Origin of the sequence: Pandoraea capi (genome assembly GCF_902459735.1) — a bacterium.
Lineage (GTDB): Bacteria > Pseudomonadota > Gammaproteobacteria > Burkholderiales > Burkholderiaceae > Pandoraea > Pandoraea capi.
Genome location: NZ_CABPRV010000002.1, coordinates 51,102 through 69,824 on the forward strand (window position 1 = coordinate 51,102; position 18,723 = coordinate 69,824).

Sequence of the window (18,723 nt, forward strand, 5' to 3'; positions counted from 1 at the left end):
TGCCTGTTAAATCGACGTTTGTAGGCATCTTATCAGGAATTTGCATAGATTGATTTATGCAATGAATAGCATATGAGGTGACTTCATGAAGCGTATCTCCATCGCGCCGCAATTGCGGTTTCGGCATGACGGCGCCGACGTGCCCCTCGACAAGGTGTTGTCCCTGCTCACGGAAGTCCAGGCGCATGGCAACCTGCAAGCGGCCAGTCAGGTGCTCGGGCAGTCGTATCGGGGCGCCTGGGGGCATGTCAAAGAGGTCGAGTCGCTTATGGGCGCCCCGTTGCTGACGATGGCCCGTGGGCGCGGCGCCGTGCTCACGCCGCTGGCACAGCGGCTATTGTGGGGGCAGAAGCGCTTGCAGGCACGGCTCGGGCCGTTGCTGGAGACGATGGCGTCCGAGTTGCAGACGGAACTCGACGACTTGCTGCTTCAGGAAACCGGTCAGTTGCGACTGTTTGCGAGTCACGGCCTGGCGGTGGCGGCGCTCGTGGATTTCGCGGGGCGCGCCGGTTTGCCGATCGACGTCAGCTATCGCGGCAGCATCGAAGCCATTGCCGCGCTGGCCAAGCACGAGTGCGAGGTCGCGAGTTTTCACGTCCCCATCGGCGCGCTTGCGGAGCCGGTGCTCGATCACTATGTGCCGTTGCTCAAGGGCAAGGCGTATCGCGTGGCGGATGTCGCTTCCCGCCGCCTCGGTTTGCTCGTCGCACGCGGCAATCCGCTTGGCATTCATGCGCTTGCCGATCTGCCGCGCACCGGCGCGCGATTCGCAAACCGTGAGCGCGGCTCGGGGACCCGCATCATTTTCGACTTGTTGTTGGCGCGTGACGGCATCGATCCCTCCACCGTGGCCGGTGCAGAGAATATCGAGTTCACGCACGCGGCCGTGGCGGCCTATATTGCCAGCGGCAGGGCGGATGCCGGTCTGGCCATCGAAGCGGCTGCGAGTCAGTTCGGACTCGACTTCATCCCCATTCTTACCGAGCGCTATTGCCTGATGTTCCCCGAGAGCGGTATCGACTCACCGCACCTTCAGGGGCTGCTGGAAATCCTTCAGAGCGGCGAGTATCGGCAAGCCGTCCATGCGATTCCCGGATACAGCGAAGGCGCGACCGGGCGAGTGACATCGTTGTCGGAGGCTTTTCCGTCGTTGGGTTGAAATTTCATATGTAATTAATTGCATATGAATTGCGCGAGCTTTTGCACGAGCAAACGCCCGTGCCGCATGGCTTGGGCGTTCGCGGCATGTTGCTGTGCGTCGAGTTTGATCGGCGATAGCTATCAGTGTTTCCACGAGGCTTGTTGCGACGGGGTGTTTGGACTAATGTCCTAAGTACTGAGCCCCCAAAAGACAGTTCGTCATCATATGCAAACAAGAACATATGAGGCGCTGTCTTGCCCCAGGAGACAATTCGAGATGGTGCCCACACCTCATGCGACGCTCGCGCCGCTGCTGGCTCGCCACGCCGGCCGCGCACACGAGCTGTTGCCGTTGCTGCACGCGTTGCAGGACAGCGAGGGCTATGTCGACCCGGCGCACGTGCCGGCGATCGCCACGGCCCTGAACCTTTCTCGCGCCGAAGTCCACGGCGTCATCACGTTCTATCACCATTTCCGCAGTACCCCTCCAGCCGCGACCGTGGTGCAGATTTGCCGTGCGGAAGCGTGCCGCAGCCGTGACGGCGAGGCGCTCGTCGCGCATGTCGAGGCATGCACCGGTGCGCGTATCGACGGGGAGCCATGCAATGGCGTGGGCGTGGCGTCGGTGTACTGCCTGGGGCAGTGTGCGTTATCCCCGGCCATGACCGTCAACGGCGAGCTGCATGCGCGTGTCACGCCGGTACGCTTCGATGCTGTGCTGGCATCGGTGGCTGTGTCGGGTGGCAAGGAGGGACGTCATGACTGATCTGGCGACGAAGACGCCTCATCGGCTCTACATCCCCGGCGATTCGGCGGCATTGGCGTTGGGGGCCGACAAGCTGGCCGCAGCGGTGAGCGCCGAAGCGGCCCGACGCGGTATTGCCGTCGATATCGTCCGTAACGGTTCGCGCGGCCTGTTCTGGCTGGAGCCGCTGGTGGAGGTGGAGACACCGTCCGGGCGCATCGGCTACAGCAACGTGCAGGCGGCACAAGTGGCCGCGCTGTTCGACAGTGGCTGGCCCGCCTGCGCGGCGCAAGATGGCGAGTGCGAGACCGCCGTCGAAAATCCCGAGGGAAGCTGGGACGCCGCGATGCCCGCATGCGTGGGGCGCGTCGAGGACATCCCATATCTGGCGAAGCAGCAACGGTTGACGTTCGCTCGCGTTGGCATCACCGATCCGCTGGATCCGGCCGATTACGTGGCGCACGGCGGACTTGCGGGTCTTCGTGCCTGTCTCGCGCTCGACGCGGAAGCCGCCTGTCAGACGGTGCTTGATTCGGGGTTGCGCGGACGCGGCGGCGCAGCCTTCCCGGCCGGTATCAAATGGCGTACGGTCAGTCGCGCCGAAGCGAAGCAAAAGTACGTCGTCTGCAATGCAGACGAAGGCGACTCCGGCACGTTCGCCGACCGGCTCATCATGGAAAGCGATCCGTTCGTCCTCATCGAAGGGATGGCCATTGCAGCGCTGAGTGTGGGGGCCACCGAAGGCATCGTGTACGTGCGCAGCGAATATCCCCACGCCATTGCGATGCTCGAAGCGGCCATTGCGGTGGCGCATCGCGAAGGTTGGCTTGGGTCGGACGTGCTCGGCTCGGGCCGGGCCTGCGAGCTGCGCGTGGCGAAAGCGGCGGGGGCATACATCTGCGGTGAGGAAACGGCGCTGCTCGAAAGCCTCGAAGGCAAGCGCGGCGTGGTGCGCGCCAAGCCGCCGATTCCTGCGCTGTCCGGTCTCTTCGGGCAACCGACCCTCATCAACAACGTGATTACGCTCGCCAGCGTGCCGTACATCTTCGCGCACGGCGCGCAGACCTATCGTGAATTCGGGATGGGGCGCTCGCAAGGCACGCTGCCGGTGCAACTGGCGGGCAACATCCGTCGCGGCGGATTGGTGGAACTGGCGTTCGGTGTGACGTTGCGCACGCTGCTCGATGAGTTCGGCGGCGGTACCGCGAGCGGACGTCCCGCCAAGGCGATTCAGGTCGGCGGCCCGCTGGGGGCGTATCTGCCCGATGCGCAATGGGATTTGCCGATGGATTACGAAGCATATGCTGCCGTCGGCGCTGTCGTGGGGCACGGTGGCGTAGTCGTTCACGACGACACGGCCGATATGGCGGGGCTGGCGAGTTACGCGATGGCGTTCTGCGCGCACGAGTCCTGTGGCAAATGCACCCCGTGCCGTATCGGTTCGACGCGAGGTGTCGAAGTCATCGAGCGCATCCGGCGCGGCGATACGTCGTCGCGTCAGGTGACGTTGCTCCACGACCTCTGCGACACGATGGTGTCGGGTTCGCTGTGTGCGATGGGCGGCATGACGCCGTTCCCCGTGCGCTCGGCACTCGAACATTTCCCGGCGGATTTCGGTCTGCCCGATGGCGCGGGACGCGCCGAAGCGGCCTGATGTCGGACTGACATCCATTCGCCGCCCCAAGAGGAGGACAACACATGATCCATCCGAATGCACAAGTTTCCCCGGGCCACGGCCCCGACATGGGCACGCCGCTGCGCACGAGCGAAGTCGGCGTCACGCTGGAGATCGACGGCCAGACCGTGACAGTGCCGGCCGGCACGTCGATCATGCGCGCCGCCGCCGGCAGCGACGTCAATATTCCCAAGCTGTGCGCCACCGATTCGCTGGAGCCGTTTGGCTCCTGCCGCCTGTGCCTCGTCGAGATCGAGGGACGGCGCGGCTTTCCTGCGTCGTGTACGACACCGGTCGAACCGGGCATGAAAGTCCGCACGCAATCGCCGAAGTTGCAGGATCTGCGTCGCAATGTGATGGAGCTCTACATCTCCGATCACCCGCTCGACTGCCTGACGTGTGCGGCCAACGGCGATTGCGAGTTGCAGGACATGGCGGGTGTCACGGGGCTGCGCGAAGTGCGTTACGGGTTCGATGGCGACAACCACATCCACAGCAGTCAGGACGAATCGAATCCCTACTTCACGTATGACCCGTCGAAATGCATCGTCTGCAACCGCTGTGTGCGGGCGTGTGAGGAGACGCAGGGCACCTTTGCGCTGACGATCTCCGGGCGCGGCTTCGAGGCGCGCGTCTCGGCCGGGCAGGATCAGCCGTTCATGGACTCGGAGTGTGTGTCGTGCGGTGCGTGCGTTGCCGCCTGTCCGACCGCGACGTTGCAGGAGAAGAGCGTTATCCAGATGGGGCAGCCCGAGCACGCGGTCGTGACGACCTGTGCGTACTGCGGCGTCGGTTGCGCGTTCAAGGCCGAGATGAAGGGCGGTGAGGTCGTGCGCATGACGCCGTACAAGGACGGTCTGGCAAACGAAGGGCATGCCTGCGTCAAGGGGCGCTTCGCCTGGGGCTACGCCACGCACAAGGAACGCATCACCAAGCCGATGATCCGCAGCAAGATCACGGACCCGTGGCGCGAAGTGTCATGGGACGAGGCGCTGGACTATGCCGCATCGGAATTCCGTCGGCTTCAGGCGAAATATGGGGTCGACGCGATCGGCGGCATTACGTCGTCGCGCTGCACTAACGAAGAAACCTACCTCGTGCAGAAGCTCGTGCGCGCCGCGTTCGGCAACAACAACGTCGACACTTGTGCGCGCGTCTGCCATTCGCCGACCGGTTACGGGCTCAAGCAGACGCTCGGCGAATCGGCCGGCACACAGACGTTCAAGTCCATCGAGCACGCCGACGTTATTCTGGTGATGGGCGCGAACCCGACTGACGGGCACCCTGTGTTCGCCTCGCGGCTCAAGCGCCGCGTGCGCGAAGGGGCGAAGCTCATCGTGATCGATCCGCGCCGCATCGATATCGTCGACGGACCGCACGTGAAGGCGGCGTTCCACTTGCCGTTGCGTCCGGGTACGAACGTGGCCATGGTCAATGCTTTGGCGCACGTGATCGTGACCGAAGGGCTGCTGGCCGACGCGTTCATCGCCGAGCGTTGCGAAGACCGTGCGTTTGCCCAGTGGCGCGATTTCGTGGCGCTGCCGGAGAACTCGCCGGAAGCCGTGTCCGTCGTGACGGGCGTGCCGGCCGATCAGATTCGTGGCGCGGCGCGGCTCTATGCGACGGGCGGCAATGCGGCGATCTACTACGGGCTCGGCGTGACGGAACATGCGCAGGGCTCGACGACGGTGATGGGTATCGCCAATCTGGCGATGGCGACGGGTAACGTGGGGCGCGAAGGCGTTGGCGTGAACCCGCTGCGTGGCCAGAACAACGTGCAGGGCTCTTGCGACATGGGGTCGTTCCCGCATGAGTTGCCGGGCTATCGTCATGTGGCCGATACGCTGGTGCGCGAGGAGTTCGAAGCCGCCTGGGGCGTGACGTTGCAGTCCGAGCCGGGATTGCGCATCCCGAACATGTTCGACGCGGCGATTCACGGCAGCTTCAAGGGGCTTTATTGTCAGGGCGAGGACATCGTTCAGTCCGATCCGAACACCCAGCATGTGGCGGCGGCAATGGAGGCGATGGAGTGTATCGTCGTGCAGGACATCTTCCTGAACGAGACTGCGAAATATGCCCATGTGCTGCTGCCGGGCACCACGTTCCTCGAGAAGGACGGTACGTTCACGAACGCCGAGCGACGCATCTCGCGCGTGCGCCGGGTGATGGCGCCGCTGCCCGGTATGGCCGACTGGGAAGTCACGATCGCGCTGGCCAAGCGGCTTGGCTATGACATGCCTTACGCGCATCCGTCGGAGATCATGGATGAAATCGCGCGCCTGACGCCGACGTTCCGTGGTGTGAGTTATCAGCGGCTGGACGAGGCGGGCAGCCTGCAATGGCCGTGCAACGACGATGCCCCGGACGGCACACCGATCATGCACATCGATGCGTTCGTGCGCGGCAAGGGGCGCTTCATGATGACGAAGTACGTGCCGACGGACGAGAAGGTCACGCCGCGTTATCCGTTGCTGCTCACCACGGGGCGTATCCTCTCGCAATACAATGTCGGGGCGCAGACACGTCGAACGCACAACGTCCATTGGCACGACGAGGACCGGCTCGAAATCCATCCGCACGATGCGCAGGAGCGAGGCATCAAGGATGACGACTGGGTCGGCATTCGCAGCCGGGCGGGCGAGACGGTGTTGCGCGCCGTGCTTAGCGAGCGCATGCAGCCGGGGGTCGTCTACACGACGTTCCATTTCCCGGAATCGGGGGCGAACGTCATTACGACGGACAACTCGGATTGGGCGACCAACTGTCCGGAGTACAAGGTGACGGCGGTGCAGGTGTTGCCGGTCGTGCAGCCCTCCGCGTGGCAAGCGAAGTATTCGACGTTCAACCGCACGCAGCTCGAACTGCTCGATGCGGCCCGCAATCCTGCCGAACCTGTCCCGGCGAAGTAAGGGGCGAATTCTGGAATGAAGTGGAGTCAGCGTTAGACGATGTCCAATCCCAACGCTTTGCGTGATTCAAGTAATTCAAGTGATTCAGGTGATTTGCGAGAACTGGCGGACGTGAGTGACGCCGGCGGGACCGGCGCTGTCGAGGGTATCGACGGCGCCGACGCCATCGTCGGGCCTGTGTGCGACGTGGCGCCGACCGCCATCGACCCGGAGAGCCTTTCGCCGCACGCGTCGTTCGCGGTGCGGCGATTCCGTCATGGCGCCTGGCAGCAGGCGAGCGACGAATTGGCGGAGGAGGTGCCCGTTGCGCTGGAATTCAACGGCATCTCCCATGTGGTGATGCTCGCGACACCTGCCGATATCGAGGACTTTGCGCTGGGTTTCGCGTTGTCCGAAGGCATTCTGAATGATCGTCGAGAGTGCTACGGCATCGATGTCTCGGCGACGTCGCTGGGTATTACGGCGCATCTTGAGATTTCGTCCCGGGCGTTCGCCGGACTCAAGGAGCGGCGGCGCAATCTGACCGGACGCACGGGCTGTGGCCTTTGCGGCACGGAAAGCCTCGATCAGGTGTTGCGCCCGTTGCCGTCGGCAGGCGAGCCGCTGCGAGTGACACATACCGCGCTGGCGGCAGCGCACGCCGGGTTGGCGGCGCACCAGCCGCTTAACGGTGTGACGGGCGCGGTGCACGGCGCGGCGTGGTGTTCGCCGCAAGGCGAGATCCTGTGTCTTCGCGAGGACGTCGGGCGTCATAACGCACTGGACAAGCTCATCGGCGCACTGGCGCGTGACGGGCAGGCATTCGACCGAGGCTTCGTGCTCATGACGAGTCGCGCGAGCGTCGAAATCGTGCAAAAGGCCGCACAGGTGGGTATCCCGATGGTGGCGGCGGTCTCTGCGGCCACGGCGCTGGCGGTGCGCACGGCCGAGGCGGCAGGCGTCGCCCTCGTGGGCTTCGTTCGTGGGGAGCAGTGCGTCATCTACACCGGCGGGGCGGCGCTCGACGCGCCGGCCTGAACCATTCATCCACGCTAACTTAATGAAGCGGCAGGAGATTTTCGATGGACGGTAACAATCTCGTGCGAATGGCGAATCGCATCGCAGACTTCTTCGAATCGCTGCCCGATCGCGAGGAAGCGATGGGCGAAGTCGCCACCCATCTCCACAAGTTCTGGGATCCGCGCATGCGTACTCAGATTCTGGCGCTTGTCGATACGCCCGCCGCCGACGAAATGCACGCGCTGGTGCGCGAGGCACTTGCGCGGCATCGCGAGAAACTCACGCCTGCCGCCTGACGATCCGCATGCGTTGGGCGCTTGGTGTTTGATTTGTGTTTGATTCGCATCTGACGCGAGGCTACGCAGCTCGCGGTATAGTAGGGGTGACGGTCGTCGAGCGGCGGCCACACCACTAGCGGAGGACTTGATGAGCGATACCCCCACGCGCAAGCCAGGCCCACAGCAACCTCACAAAGAGGACGAAGTGGAGCGCGACCTCGACGAAGCCCTTGAGGAGACGTTCCCGGCGAGTGACCCCGTATCCATCGAAATCGACAAGCCGCGGCGAGTGCCGGCGTCGAAGTCTTCCGTAGCGAAGCGTCTTGACGAGGGGCTGGAGGAAACGTTCCCGGCGAGCGATCCGGTGTCGATCGATACTGGGAAGACGCCAAAGCGGTAACGTTTGTAGTCCGATGCCGGTAGATGGCGTGCCAATGCATCCAGATTCCGCTCGCAGCCCCGCCCGGCAGGGCCGCTGGCGAAAATAAATCTCGGGTCTCGTGCGGGTTTGCCGCCCGGGTTGCCCGATTTCATGGCAAAATGCCGCGCCTGACTCTCTCAGGCTGGGACTGTAGGAAATAAATGGCGGCAGGTACGGTAAAAAAAGTTCGACGCTACGCGCTGGAAACCATCGATGTGATGGGGCAGAGCGGGCTTGGCGTCGTCGAGCGCCCTGATGGGCGTTTCGTCATGTATCCGGAGTACTGGACACAGACGCAGGCGCTCAGCCAGAAAATGCGCACGCTTTACCGCCGGAACTGTCAGCTTGAGTACCAGTTGGCGAAGCTCACGCGTGAACTCGATCGACTGCGCAGCGTGGTCGACACGCCGCGTCCCGCCGGCAATCCGCAGGCCTCGTTACCCGGTACGGACGTGCCGCAGCCCGAGCCCAAGCTGGAACGAAAACCCGCCTCCGAACTACCGCCCCGACGACGCAAACGCGCCGCCTGAATGGCATTTCCGCGACGGCATTACGCTGTCATCCGTCCCGGCGATGACCCCGCGACATCAGCAACTTCCTGAATTCCCCAGCTTTCCACTTTCCATTAACAGCCAGTCTTTTGCCCGCTTCGCCGACGATCATGGCGCTTACCGCATCGCAACTCGAAACCTTCCGTAACGACGGTTATCTGATCCTCCCGCGCTACGTCGCGCAGGCCGACTGTGAGGCGATTCTGGCAGATGCGCGAGCGCAGTTGGCGGCGGGCACACTGCCACTCGAGTTCGAGGCCGACGTCGGTTACGAAGGGGCGCCGCAGTCGCGAGACGCCGAAGGCGGTCAGACGGTACGCCGCCTGCTCAAGGCCTACGATCGCGGCGACGCATTGCGCCATTGGGCAACGCGCCCGGATCTCGTCGAATCGCTGGCGCAGATCTTCGGTGAAGACGTCGTGCTCACGCTGGCCCATCACAACTGCGTGATGACCAAGCACCCGCATTTCGGCACGGCGACCGGTTGGCACCGTGACATTCGCTATTGGTCGTTCCCGGAGAACTCACTCATCTCCGTGTGGCTGGCATTAGGCCCGGAGACGCGCGACAACGGCGCGCTTCGCTTCATTCCGGGCTCGCACCGCGAGCAGCTCAAGCCGCATCAACTCGATTCGCTCGACTTCCTGCGCCCCGACGAACCGGACAATCAGCCGCTCGTCGTGCGTGGCAAGCAGGTCGAACTCGCTCAGGGCGATGTCGTGCTGTTCCACAGCGGCCTGTTCCATGCGGCAGGGCGCAACGAAGGCGAGACCACGAAGTTCTCGGTTGTCTTCGCGTACCGCGGCGCCAGCAATCCGCCGACACCGGGGTCGCGCTCCGCATCGGCTGGCGAAGTCGAACTCGGTCACTGAACTGAACGGCGCGGCACCGTCGCGCCAGCATCCATTCGATTTCCCCGTGGCAACCGGGCATCCATGTGCCCGGCACGCACGCTGCATTGGGCGTCACGCGCCATTGGCGCCATTTGTACTATCACCCACCATCTCGCATCTTTAAGCACCGCAGGCTGCGGCCATCTGCTTTCAATTTTCGCCATCTATCACCGTTTTGGGTGCTTTCCTAAAGCGACAAGTCTCTTTTCCCGCGTAGACTCTCCGGCCGCCCTTGTGGTGTCGTGCGCTGGTGCCAGTGGGCCACATCGACCTTCCGTCGATGTCGTGCCGCGCCAGTAATCTGCCTGACGCCATTCCATGAACAAGCGACGTGTCGCGCCTATGCGGATGTCATGCCGACATACCGCTGGGCGTGCAGGTCCGTTTCCGGAGGAGACACGTGTCCCATTTGCCCATTACGCCCGCAGCGCCAACTGCGTCCCTTGTTGCTTCCGACGCGTGCGGCGAAGCGAGTCGCGCCACCTGGGGGTCGCGACTGGGGTTCGTGCTGGCCGCCGCCGGCTCCGCCGTCGGCCTCGGCGCCGTGTGGAAATTTCCGTATGTCGTCGGTCAGCATGGCGGTGGCGCGTTTCTCACCGTCTATCTCGGCTGTGTGCTGACGCTCGGTGTCGCGTTGCTGCTCGCGGAGATGACCATCGGCCGACTTACGGGACAGTCGATCACGACGGCGTTGCGTACGTTAAGCGGACGCGGTTGGGCATGGGTCGGTCGCATCGCCACGTTCAACGCGTTCGCCATCCTGTCGTTCTATGTTGTCGTCGGCGGCTGGACGGTCGCCTATTTGCTGCGCGCACTCAGCGGTTCCGTATTGGCGAACGACGCCGCACGTCTGGTCAGCGAGTTTTCGACGTTTACGGCCAACCCGGTGGCGTCGCTCGCCAGCATGAGTGCATTTCTCGGCCTCACGGCGCTCATCGTGGCGGCTGGGGTGCAGAAGGGCATCGAGCGTGCAGGCAAGTGGCTCATGCCCGCACTGTTCTTCCTGATGCTGCTGGTCATCGCCCGGGCGCTCACGCTGCCGGGAGCAATGGCCGGTGTCGCCTGGTTTCTGACGCCTGACTTCTCCGCGATTTCCGGCGCCACGTTGCTTCAGGCGTTGGGGCTGGCATTCTTCTCGCTGTCGCTGGGGGCGGGCATGATCGTGGTCTATGGCTCCTATCTGCCCCGGGACGCGCGGCTCGCCGGTTCGGCCGTCTGGGTCGCGACACTCGCCACGCTGGCCTGTTTCCTCGCCGGCCTGATGATCCTGCCGGCCGTTTTTGCCTTCGGTGTCGCGCCCGACGCCGGTCCTGGCCTGACGTTCATCACCATGCCCGCGATCTTCGCGCAGATGCCGTTCGGCCATGCCGTCGCCATCGCCTTCTTCATGCTGCTGCTCTTCGCGGCGCTCACCTCAGCCGTCTCGTTGTTCGAGCCCGTGACAGCCTTCCTCATCGATGAGTATCAATGGCGTCGCGGTCCGGCGGTCGTAGCCGTGTTCATCGCGACGTTCCTCTTCGGCGCGCCTGCCGCACTGTCCTTCGGCATCTGGTCGGATGTGCGAATTTTCGATCGGACGATTTTCGATCTGATGGACTACGTCACCGTTAACTTGCTGATGCCTGCCGGCGGCTTGTGCGTGGCGTTCTTCGTAGGGGCGCGCATCTGGCCGAAGGCGCGTACCGTGCTCGAAGGCTCCCAGGCTCAGTGGTTCATTCCCCTGTGGCGGTTGCTGCTGCTCGTACTCACCCCGATCGCCATCTTCGGTGTCTGGTATCAGAGCCTCTGACGTCTCTGACGTCTCTGACGTCTCTGATGCCTCTGAAGCCTCTGGCGCATTCGGCGCATCACTGGCGTATTGCGGCGCTATGCAGAGATGCGCCAGAGGTCATCGCAAGCCTCGTGCGGGACGCGTGCCTAGCACGCCAGCCCAGGGGCCCAGGCTTCAGGCGAACGGCGTGCGCATCGTCACCCACTCCTCGGCAGCGGTCGGGTGCACGGCCAGCGTGCGGTCGAAGTCTGCCTTCGTGGCGCCCATCGAGAGCGCCACACCGAGCAACTGCACTTGCTCGCCCGCGTGATCTCCCACCATGTGCGCACCGACGATCTTGTCGGTTGCGCCATCCACCAGCAACTTCATCAGGATCTTCTCCTGACGGCCCGACAGCGTCGCCTTGAGCGGACGGAACGATGCCTTGAAGACTTTGAGCTGTGAGTACTGCGCACGGGCTTCGCTTTCCGTCAGTCCCACGACGCCGATTTCCGGGGTGCTGAACACCGCCGTCGGGATCAGCTTGTGATCGACGCGCGTGGGTCGCTCGCCAAACACCGTGTCGGCAAACGCCTGACCCTCACGGATCGCCATCGGCGTGAGATTGACGCGATCGGTGACATCTCCCACCGCAAAAATCGACGGCACGTTCGTGCGCGAGAACTCATCGACGATGACCGCACCCTTGTCATTGAGCGCCACGCCACTGGCGGCCAGTCCGAGGCCTTGGGTGTAAGGCACACGTCCTGCTGCGCTCAGTAACACGTTGGCGTCATGCGCGCTGCCGTCGGAGAGGGTGATGCGCAATCGATCCTGAATCTTCTCGGTACGCTCGATGGTGCGCTCGAGCAGGATCTCGATGCCACGTTCACGGTATGCCGCTTCGAGCGACGTACGGACTTCCTCGTCGAAGCCGCGCAGCAGGTGCGGCCCACGATGCACGACGGTGACCTTGGACCCCAACCCGGCGAACACGCCGGCGAATTCCAGCGCGATGTAACCGCCGCCGATGATCGTGATGCGCTCGGGCAGCGATTCGAGATGAAAGACCTCGTTGGAGGAGATGGCGTGCTCGCGGCCGACGAAGTGCGGCTGATCGGCCGGGCGTCCGCCGGTGGCGATCAGAATATGTCGCGCGGTAATGCGCTCGCCCGTCGCGGGCAGCACGACTGTGTGCGGGCCTTCGATCACGGCACGTGCGGCGACGAGTTCGGCGCCCGCGCGCTCCAGATTGGTCCGGTAGATGCCTTCGAGCCGCGCGATCTCCGCGTCTTTGCGAGCAATCAGCGTCTTCCAGTCGAACTTGGGCGAGGGGACCTGCCAGCCGAATCCGGCGGCATCTTCGAATTCGTCGGCGAAGCGGCTTGCGTAGACGAGCAGCTTCTTCGGCACGCAACCGCGAATCACGCACGTGCCGCCAACGCGAAATTCCTCGGCCACTTTCACCCGGGCACCGTACTGCGCGGCCACGCGCGCGGCGCGCACGCCGCCCGAACCGGCGCCGATGACGAACAGATCCACATCGAACTGGGACATTGCTGACTCCTTTATGTCATTAGGCATATCGCACGGGCAGACACCGATTCGGCCTGCGTGCCGAGCCCTGTGCTTATCGCGTGGAGCGATTGTGCCAGAGACAAGCTCCCTACATCGGACGGCCCGGGGATTTTCAGAGACGTCCGATGCCGACGTCGGACGCCACCGGCATCCTGCGCCCGTCATAAGGCAAAACGCCCGTCAATCCGGGTTTTCGCACGGTCGTGCACTTTTGTTGACTCACATCAATGCGTCAGGCGAAACACCGGCCGACAATCGAAGGCGTCGAAAGTCGATCAACGTTTCACCGGCGCGCTCGGGCGAGGGCCCACAAGGCCTGGCTCGGGTGACGTCGATAATCAATCGCGGCTGCCGGATGTTTCTGAAATGAAACGTTTCTCGGAAATTTTTCGGACTTCACGCGAATGGCGGAATTAGAAGTGCATAAGAATCAACACGTTGTCTCTCGTGGTCCGAAATTTGCTGTGTTCTATACAGGACAGGCGGGACTCACCGCCGGCACACGAGGATGTCATGACGAAGTCGCTTATCCGCCTCATGGGCGCCATGTCGGCGCTGGCGTTGTTGTGTTGCTTCTGGATGACGGCATCGGCACATGCCGCCAATCCGCCGGGCGCTGCGAAACATTCCGGTGCACCGGTTGCGACGAAGTCCACAACCGCCAGCGCCGGGCACGGCGCCCGGCCGTCGCGGGCCGCGCGCGCGAAGCGTGCGGCCCGTGTCTCGGCCTATGCCCCGCCTGGCGCTCCACCCCCCGCGCTGATCGGGGTGGCGCCGGCGCCGTGGCGCGATGTGTTCGCGGAAGCGGGCGCATGGGCCGCCGATCCGGTCATCGTGAGCGGTCGGACGTTGAGCGGAACACTGGGCAACGCCGGGCTGACGTTCGGCGCGGACGGTCTGGTGACCGGGCCGCGCGCTGGCCTCACGGGGCTGTATCAGACCGTGTGGCAGCGTGCGTTGACCAACCCCGTTCTGAGTACCCAACTCTTCGCCGGATCACCGGAATACTTCGGACTGCACTTCTAAACGCTTCCCTCCGCGCATGCGGCGTTCATTGCCGCGCTCAACGTCACGCTCAACGCCACACTCAACGCCACACTCATCGCAACGTTGACCGGCTTGCGACATCTCGCGCGAACGCCGATCGCACGACACCTTCACCCGGGTTCGTCGCTGCGCTCGTCATCGTCGCATCTGCGCGCCTATCGGGCCGCAAGGCCCACGGCGTCTGCCATTCCCTCGTGCTTGCCTCGCGAAGTTCAATGCGGTTAGGATTAACCCGCAGTTCAAGCGTGGCATTTCTCAAGACATGCCGACTGCCGGCATGCCATTCCGTTCTGGAGCCCCCTTATGAGCACGCCTGACGTATCTGTGCAAAGCCCTCCCCAGAAGAAAGCGATTCCCATCGGACTGATTGCCGGCGTGATCGTGATGATTGCCGTGCTCCTGATTCCCATGCCCGACGACCTGCCGGTCGCGGGGCATCGCATGCTGGCGATTCTCGCCTTCGCCGTGGTCGTGTGGATTACCGAAGCCGTGTCGTACGAAGCGAGCGCCATCATCATCACCTCGCTGATGGCTTTCCTCGTGGGCACGGCGCCTACGGTGCAGGACCCCAGTGTCGAATACGGCACCTCGCGCGCGATCAGCATGGCGCTCGCGGGTTTCTCCAATTCGGCGCTTGCACTGGTTGCCGGCGCGTTGTTCATCGCAGCGGCCATGACGCTCACCGGACTCGACCGGCGCATCGCCCTCGTCACGCTCTCGAAGATCGGCACGAGTACGCGTCGCGTCATGATCGGCGCGGTCGCCGTCACCATCCTGCTCTCGCTCGTCGTTCCCAGTGCCACGGCCCGCAGCGCGTGTGTGGTGCCGATCATGATGGGGGTGATTGCTGCGTTCGGTGTCGACAAGCGTTCGAACATCGCGGCCGGTGTGATGATCATCGTGGCGCAGGCCACCAGTATCTGGAACGTCGGGATTCAGACGGCTGCGGCGCAGAACCTGCTGACCGTCGGCTTCATGGACAAGATGCTCGGCGATCGCATCACGTGGGCAGAGTGGCTTGTGGCCGGTGTGCCGTGGGCCATCATCATGTCGGTGATCCTCGTGGTGCTGGTGCTCAAGATGATGCCGCCGGAGGCCGATGCCATCGCCGGCGGCAAGGAAGCGGTCGAAGCGCAACTGCGTGAGATGGGACCGATGACGAGCTCGCAAAAGCGTCTGCTTGCCGTGTCGATCGGGTTGTTGCTGTTCTGGGCGACGGAAGGCAAGCTGCATCGCTTCGATACGACGTCGGTCACTTACGTGGGCCTCGTCGTGCTGATGCTGCCGCGCTTCGGCGTGATGACGTGGAAGGACGTGCAGTCGCGCATTCCCTGGGGCACGGTGATCGTGTTCGGTGTCGGTATCAGCCTGGGGACCGCGTTGCTCACGACGCAAGCTGGGCAGTGGCTGGGCAATCATGTGGTGGCGGCCACCGGCCTCGATTCGCTGCCGACGTTGTGGATCTTCGCGATTCTGGCGGCATTCCTCATTCTCATTCACCTCGGTTTCGCGAGCGCTACGGCGCTGACGTCGGCCATGCTGCCGATTCTGATCGCCGTGCTGCAAACCTTGCCGGGCGACTTCAACCGGCTTGGCATGACGATGCTGCTGGGCTTCACGGTCAGCTTCGGTTTCATCCTGCCGATCAATGCACCGCAAAACATGGTCTGTCTGGGCACCGATACGTTCACGGCGAAGCAGTTCGCGCGTGTCGGGATCGTGGTCACCATCGTCGGTTATGCGTTGCTGCTGGTCTTCGCCGCGACGTACTGGCGCTGGCTGGGCTGGCTGTAATTCCACGCGTGCGTTGAACAAGGAGTCACAATGCGAATCCCCCTGAAAGACGCCGTCGACTTCGGTAAGCAGCTATTGCTCGCGCAAGGCGTGCCCGACGATATCGCGCTTGACGTCGCCCAGCATCTCGTCGAGTCGGACCGCGTCGGCTATGCGAGCCACGGCCTCTCGATCCTGCCGACCTACCGAAAAGTGCTGGAGGATGGGCAGGTCAATCCCACCGGACGCCCGAGCGTTCTCACCGATCATGGCAACCTGTTGCTGTACGAAGGCAATCGCGGTTTTGGCCAGCACGTCGGCAAGTTCGTCGTCGAGCATGCCATTGCACGCGCTTTCGACAAAGGCGTTGCGATCCTGACACTGCGCAACAGCCACCATCTGGGGCGCATGGGCCAGTACGGCGAGATGGCTGCGCATCAGGGATTGGTGTTCATGGCGTTCACGAACGTGACGAACCGCCAGCCGATGGTCGCGCCGTTCGGCGGCAGCGAACCGCGTCTGACGACCAACCCGCTGTGCTTTGCCGGTCCGCTGCCGAATAACCGTCCGCCGCTCGTGGTCGATATGGCGACGAGCGCCATTGCGATCAACAAGGCGCGGGTGCTGGCCGCCGAAGGCAAGCAGGCGCCGCCGGGGTCGTTGATCGACGGCTACGGAAACCCGAGCGCCGATCCGAACGCGCTCTTCACGGAACCGTTCGGGGCTCTGTTGCCGTTCGGCGGACATAAAGGTTATGCGCTGGGCATCGTGACGGAGTTGCTGGCGGGCGTGCTCTCGGGCGGCGGTACGATCCAGCCTGAGCATCCGCGCGCCGGGGTGGCGACGAACAACATGTTCGCCATCGTGCTCAATCCGCAGGTCGACTTCGCTGCGACATGGCGCTCGCATGAAGTGGAGGCGTTCATCGATTATTTGACGTCGTGCCCGCCGCAGCCCGGTTTTGATCGGGTGCAGTATCCGGGCGAGTACGAGGCGGATAATCGCAAGAAGCATCATGATCACGTCGATCTCACGCCGCCGATCTGGGAGTCGCTGCTGAAAATGGCGACGGACCTTGGCGTGGCGACACCGCGTACGTTGTAAGTGAGTGAGGCACGGTTTGCGCCGTGTCCGCTCGATGCAGTCCCTACGATAGACACGGCGCAGTGACAGCGCCGCAGCAGGTTCAGGCGATGCCCGCCCGTCCTTGGCGGCGCATTGCAGGGAGAAGTGAATACATGGCTTTACTCAAGGTGGACGTCGTTAGCACCGAGCGGTCGATTTTCTCGGGCGAGGCACGATTTGTCGAGGTGCCGGGCTCGGCAGGTGAGCTGGGAGTGCTCCCCGGGCATACGCCATTGCTCTCGGGGGTGCGCCCGGGTACGGTGCGAATCGAAGGGTCCGATGGCACCGAAACGTTTCTGTACATCGCGGGCGGCTTCGTCGAAATCCAGCCGGATCGAGTGACGGTGCTGGCCGACACGGCGATGCGCGCCGACAGTCTCGATCAGGCGCGAGCCGAGCGAGCGCGCGAGGCCGCCGCTGTGTTGCTCGAAAAGCAGACGGGCGACATCGACTACGCGAAGGCACAGGCCGAACTGGCCGAAGCCGTGGCTCAGTTGCAGGCCATCCGGCGCTTGCGCAAGCACAAGGAATCGCGCTGAGCGTATTTCGTCGACGGGCCTTGGCGCCAAGGCCCGTCATCCCTTCGGCGTAAGTTCTCGCCCCTCCGCCCACGATCATCGGGACGACCTGTCTCGTCGTCTCTCTCGTCTTCCCGCAGGACCCTCCCATCAACGAATTCCGTCGCGATGCCCGAATGGCATTCGACGGGTCTTTGCGCGACCCCAGCGCCCGAACCTGAGCGCCGCACCCCCCGACGCGGGGCGGCGAGTGCGCGACATCCGCGCGCCCATGCCGGTGCAACCGCATGAGGTAAACCCTGAAACGATTCAGCTTGCACCATTTTTTTGAACTCACTATATTTCTTTCAAATAACAGTTATTGCACTGAGATAACTGTTTAGCGAAAAATGCGTTGACCGCATTGTCGTCATCTCAATGCACGCGTGATGTCCACGCGTCGATGTCCATGGAGTTCAAATGAGCGAGACCGCAAAGCAAACGGAACAGGAAGTTCTCTTTACGCAGGTCGGCAAGGTTGCCGTCATCACGTTGAATCGCCCGCAGGCGCTCAACGCCTGGACTATCGCCATGCGCGAGCTGATCATCGATGCGCTCCAGCGCTTCAATGCCGATGACAACGTGGCGGCGGTGATCATGACCGGCGCGGGCCGCGCCTTCTCGGCCGGGCAGGATCTGGCCGAAGCGAAGCACTTCGACGGCGATACCGCCATCGAGTGGATCAAGGGCTGGGAGCATTACTACGACGTGATTCGCAGCCTGAAGAAGCCGCTGGTGATGGCGCTCAACGGCACCGCCGCCGGCTCGGCCTTCCAGGTCTCGCTGCTCGGTGATATCCGCGTGGGCCATCCGGGCGTGCGCATGGGGCAGCCGGAGATCAATGCCGGCATCGCCAGCACGACCGGTCCGTGGATCATGAACCACATGCTGGGCCTGTCGCGCACCATCGAACTCACGCTGACGGGCCGTCTGATGGAGGCCGACGAGAGCCATCGTCTGGGCCTGATCCATCACCTCGTGCCGGAAGACAAAGTGTTCGAAAAGGCACTCGAGATCGCGACTGAACTCGCCGAGAAGCCGCCGGTGGCCATGCGTCTGGACAAACAACGCTTCCGTGAAATGACCGAAGGCACGTTCCAGGACGCGATCGAAGCCGGCATGCGCATCCAGCGCGAGTCGTACGAATCGGGTGAACCGGCGCGCATGATGGCCGCCTTCTTCGCCAAGCGCGCCGCGAAGGCCGAGGCAGCGAAGGCCTGACGTCGACGTCCATTCCAGAAGAGATCGTCATCGAATGAAGTGCTGTCACGGTGCGCCGCCA

Annotated in this window: 16 protein-coding genes; 15 read left to right on the forward strand and 1 reads right to left on the reverse strand. The window is 63.5% G+C overall.

Annotated features, from left to right (window positions below):
- Nucleotides 1-85: 85 nt before the first annotated feature.
- The 10 genes from PCA20602_RS03805 (at nt 86) to PCA20602_RS03850 (ending at nt 11,400) form a co-directional block, all read left to right on the forward strand.
- Nucleotides 86-1,159 carry a substrate-binding domain-containing protein gene (locus PCA20602_RS03805; RefSeq protein WP_150720058.1) on the forward strand — a complete coding sequence of 358 codons (1,074 nt, stop codon included), beginning with the start codon at nt 86-88 and terminating at the stop codon, nt 1,157-1,159.
- 258 nt (nt 1,160-1,417) lie between these two features.
- Nucleotides 1,418-1,906, forward strand: a complete 489-nt coding sequence (locus tag PCA20602_RS03810; RefSeq protein WP_150720059.1) for an NAD(P)H-dependent oxidoreductase subunit E — start codon at nt 1,418-1,420, stop codon at nt 1,904-1,906.
- Nucleotides 1,899-3,539, forward strand: a complete 1,641-nt coding sequence (locus PCA20602_RS03815) for a formate dehydrogenase beta subunit (protein ID WP_150720060.1) — start codon at nt 1,899-1,901, stop codon at nt 3,537-3,539. The genes PCA20602_RS03810 and PCA20602_RS03815 overlap by 8 nt, the downstream gene beginning before the upstream one ends.
- Before the next feature lie 44 nt (nt 3,540-3,583).
- Complete coding sequence (fdhF, locus tag PCA20602_RS03820; RefSeq protein ID WP_150720061.1) at nt 3,584-6,469, forward strand: formate dehydrogenase subunit alpha; 2,886 nt, start codon at nt 3,584-3,586, stop codon at nt 6,467-6,469.
- 111 nt (nt 6,470-6,580) lie between these two features.
- On the forward strand, nt 6,581-7,486 hold the full coding sequence (gene fdhD, locus PCA20602_RS03825) for a formate dehydrogenase accessory sulfurtransferase FdhD (RefSeq protein WP_246182016.1): 906 nt from the start codon (nt 6,581-6,583) through the stop codon (nt 7,484-7,486).
- 44 nt (nt 7,487-7,530) lie between these two features.
- Entirely contained in the window at nt 7,531-7,764 is a 234-nt protein-coding gene (locus tag PCA20602_RS03830; protein WP_150720062.1) for a formate dehydrogenase subunit delta, read from the forward strand.
- 130 nt (nt 7,765-7,894) lie between these two features.
- The gene (locus tag PCA20602_RS03835) at nt 7,895-8,146 is read left to right on the forward strand and encodes a hypothetical protein (protein WP_150720063.1); all 252 of its coding nucleotides are present in this window, start codon (nt 7,895-7,897) and stop codon (nt 8,144-8,146) included.
- Between the two features lie 182 nt (nt 8,147-8,328).
- Entirely contained in the window at nt 8,329-8,697 is a 369-nt protein-coding gene (locus PCA20602_RS03840; RefSeq protein ID WP_069343856.1) for a hypothetical protein, read from the forward strand.
- A 131-nt stretch (nt 8,698-8,828) separates the two neighbouring features.
- A complete protein-coding gene (locus PCA20602_RS03845) occupies nt 8,829-9,590 on the forward strand; it encodes a phytanoyl-CoA dioxygenase family protein (protein WP_150720064.1) in 762 nt (253 codons plus the stop codon).
- 421 nt (nt 9,591-10,011) lie between these two features.
- Nucleotides 10,012-11,400 (forward strand): sodium-dependent transporter, encoded by a 1,389-nt coding sequence (locus tag PCA20602_RS03850; RefSeq protein ID WP_246182017.1) that lies wholly within the window; start codon nt 10,012-10,014, stop codon nt 11,398-11,400.
- A gap of 156 nt (nt 11,401-11,556) precedes the next feature.
- On the opposite strand, the gene gor is transcribed toward PCA20602_RS03850, so the two are convergent.
- Complete coding sequence (gor, locus tag PCA20602_RS03855; RefSeq protein ID WP_150720065.1) at nt 11,557-12,918, reverse strand: glutathione-disulfide reductase; 1,362 nt, start codon at nt 12,916-12,918, stop codon at nt 11,557-11,559.
- A gap of 534 nt (nt 12,919-13,452) precedes the next feature.
- Between gor and PCA20602_RS03860 the strand changes: the two genes are divergently transcribed.
- The 5 genes from PCA20602_RS03860 to PCA20602_RS03880 all read left to right on the forward strand — a co-directional run bounded on the left by PCA20602_RS03860 (nt 13,453) and on the right by PCA20602_RS03880 (nt 18,662).
- Complete coding sequence (locus PCA20602_RS03860; protein WP_150720066.1) at nt 13,453-13,965, forward strand: hypothetical protein; 513 nt, start codon at nt 13,453-13,455, stop codon at nt 13,963-13,965.
- 324 nt (nt 13,966-14,289) lie between these two features.
- Entirely contained in the window at nt 14,290-15,780 is a 1,491-nt protein-coding gene (locus tag PCA20602_RS03865) for a DASS family sodium-coupled anion symporter (RefSeq protein ID WP_150720067.1), read from the forward strand.
- A gap of 30 nt (nt 15,781-15,810) precedes the next feature.
- Nucleotides 15,811-16,863, forward strand: a complete 1,053-nt coding sequence (locus tag PCA20602_RS03870) for an Ldh family oxidoreductase (RefSeq protein WP_150720068.1) — start codon at nt 15,811-15,813, stop codon at nt 16,861-16,863.
- A 134-nt stretch (nt 16,864-16,997) separates the two neighbouring features.
- Nucleotides 16,998-17,423, forward strand: a complete 426-nt coding sequence (locus PCA20602_RS03875) for a F0F1 ATP synthase subunit epsilon (protein WP_150720069.1) — start codon at nt 16,998-17,000, stop codon at nt 17,421-17,423.
- A 438-nt stretch (nt 17,424-17,861) separates the two neighbouring features.
- The gene (locus tag PCA20602_RS03880) at nt 17,862-18,662 is read left to right on the forward strand and encodes an enoyl-CoA hydratase/isomerase family protein (RefSeq protein WP_150720070.1); all 801 of its coding nucleotides are present in this window, start codon (nt 17,862-17,864) and stop codon (nt 18,660-18,662) included.
- Nucleotides 18,663-18,723: the final 61 nt, after the last annotated feature.

What these genes read in the sequence shown, in the direction of transcription:
- PCA20602_RS03840 (WP_069343856.1), top strand. Translation starts at nt 8,329, where the DNA reads ATGGCGGCAGGTACGGTAAAAAAAGTTCGACGCTACGCGCTGGAAACC.
- PCA20602_RS03845 (WP_150720064.1), top strand. Translation starts at nt 8,829, where the DNA reads ATGGCGCTTACCGCATCGCAACTCGAAACCTTCCGTAACGACGGTTAT.
- gor (WP_150720065.1), bottom strand. Translation starts at nt 12,918, where the DNA reads ATGTCCCAGTTCGATGTGGATCTGTTCGTCATCGGCGCCGGTTCGGGC.
- PCA20602_RS03815 (WP_150720060.1), top strand. Translation starts at nt 1,899, where the DNA reads ATGACTGATCTGGCGACGAAGACGCCTCATCGGCTCTACATCCCCGGC.
- PCA20602_RS03870 (WP_150720068.1), top strand. Translation starts at nt 15,811, where the DNA reads ATGCGAATCCCCCTGAAAGACGCCGTCGACTTCGGTAAGCAGCTATTG.
- PCA20602_RS03860 (WP_150720066.1), top strand. Translation starts at nt 13,453, where the DNA reads ATGACGAAGTCGCTTATCCGCCTCATGGGCGCCATGTCGGCGCTGGCG.
- PCA20602_RS03805 (WP_150720058.1), top strand. Translation starts at nt 86, where the DNA reads ATGAAGCGTATCTCCATCGCGCCGCAATTGCGGTTTCGGCATGACGGC.
- fdhF (WP_150720061.1), top strand. Translation starts at nt 3,584, where the DNA reads ATGATCCATCCGAATGCACAAGTTTCCCCGGGCCACGGCCCCGACATG.
- PCA20602_RS03830 (WP_150720062.1), top strand. Translation starts at nt 7,531, where the DNA reads ATGGACGGTAACAATCTCGTGCGAATGGCGAATCGCATCGCAGACTTC.
- PCA20602_RS03835 (WP_150720063.1), top strand. Translation starts at nt 7,895, where the DNA reads ATGAGCGATACCCCCACGCGCAAGCCAGGCCCACAGCAACCTCACAAA.
- PCA20602_RS03875 (WP_150720069.1), top strand. Translation starts at nt 16,998, where the DNA reads ATGGCTTTACTCAAGGTGGACGTCGTTAGCACCGAGCGGTCGATTTTC.
- PCA20602_RS03865 (WP_150720067.1), top strand. Translation starts at nt 14,290, where the DNA reads ATGAGCACGCCTGACGTATCTGTGCAAAGCCCTCCCCAGAAGAAAGCG.
- PCA20602_RS03810 (WP_150720059.1), top strand. Translation starts at nt 1,418, where the DNA reads ATGGTGCCCACACCTCATGCGACGCTCGCGCCGCTGCTGGCTCGCCAC.
- PCA20602_RS03880 (WP_150720070.1), top strand. Translation starts at nt 17,862, where the DNA reads ATGAGCGAGACCGCAAAGCAAACGGAACAGGAAGTTCTCTTTACGCAG.